Below are 1,350 nucleotides of genomic sequence, written 5' to 3'. Positions count from 1 at the left end.
ACCCCCCGCCGCCCCGCCGCGTCCGCAGATCGTCCGGCGCGGGCCGACCGCCCGGCCCCGGCCGATCGGCAGGCCACCACCGATCGGCAGGCCACCACCGGCCGCTCGGCACCGGCGGGTCGCTCGACGCCCGCCGACCGTTCAGCCGGGGCCGACCGGCCTGCTCAGGCCGATGGACCTGACCGCACCGACGGCCCCGACCGTTCCGACGGCTCTGATCGCACGGCCGGGCCGCAACGTGGCCACACCACGCCGCCGGCCACCGGCGAGGGCGACCGGCCGGCACCGGAGCCGGCCACGTCCGAGCCCGCAGGGGAGTCGGCGCGACCCCGCACTCCTGGCGGCCGCCCCCGACGCCCGATGACGAACGTACGGGGAATCCGCCCGCCCGGAGCTCTCCCTCAGCCGACAGAACCACCCGCCACGGGTCCCGCGGACCAAGGGCAGGGCTCCACCGCGTCCGCGAAGCCCGGGGAGGCCGCCGCCGGCTCGGAGCCGGAGGAGACGGATCCCGGCGCCGGAGCTCCGTCGGGCGGCGCCGGCCCTTCCTCAGTCGAGCCCGTAGCTCCGCCGGGTGAGAACGCGGCGGACGACGCCTCAGCGGAGGAGCGATCGGAGGGGCCGGGAGCGCGGGACAAGGGTTCATCCACAGGAGAGCCACCTCCAGGCCAGTTATCCACAGGCTCGAGCGAGCCGCCGCCGGGCACCGGGCCGGAGGAGCAGACTTCTGCCGCGAGCCTCCGCAGGCGGAGGATGGCCGATCCACGGTCCATCCGCCCCCCTGGGCGGCTCGATCCTGACGAACCAGGGGAGTCAGAGGAGGAGTCGTGACCGAGGCGGTGCCCTCCTACCTGTCACCGACCGGGCAAGAGATCGTCTTCTTGCTGCTGGGGGCGGTGGCGGTCGGCTCGGCGCTGCTCGTCGTCACGACCAGACAACTGGTTCACGCGGCCCTGTGGCTGGTGCTCTGCTTCGGCGCGCTGGCCGGCGGCTATCTCGTGCTGACCGCCGAGTTCGTGGCCTGGGTCCAGGTGCTCATCTACGTGGGCGCGGTGGTCGTGCTGCTGCTGTTCGGCATCATGCTCACCCGCGCCCCCATCGGTCGCTCCGCCGACCTCGACAGCGGCAATCGGCTGGTCGCCGCCGTGGTGGCGATCGCGACCGCGGCCGTCCTCGTCACGGTCGTGATCGACGCCTTCCGCACGGCCTACACCCCCCTCACACCAGGGCAGGGCGCCGCGAAGGAGCTGGGCGCCAGCGTGTTCGCCACCTGGGTGCTGCCGTTCGAGGCGTTGTCTGTGCTGCTGCTCGCCGCGCTGATCGGCGCCATCGTCCTGTCCCGCACCGACA

1 protein-coding gene is annotated in these 1,350 nt (G+C 74.1%); it reads left to right on the top strand.

What is annotated here, in order from left to right; all coding sequences use genetic code 11:
- Positions 1–827: 827 nt before the first annotated feature.
- Positions 828–1,350: NADH-quinone oxidoreductase subunit J family protein (locus E1286_RS47260; protein WP_132623960.1), on the top strand; the 523-nt coding region annotated here is incomplete at its 3' end.

This window comes from Nonomuraea terrae, from assembly GCF_004348995.1.
Lineage (GTDB): Bacteria > Actinomycetota > Actinomycetes > Streptosporangiales > Streptosporangiaceae > Nonomuraea > Nonomuraea terrae.
Note: the sequence above shows the minus strand (reverse complement) of the source record. Positions and strands in the feature narration are given on the sequence as shown.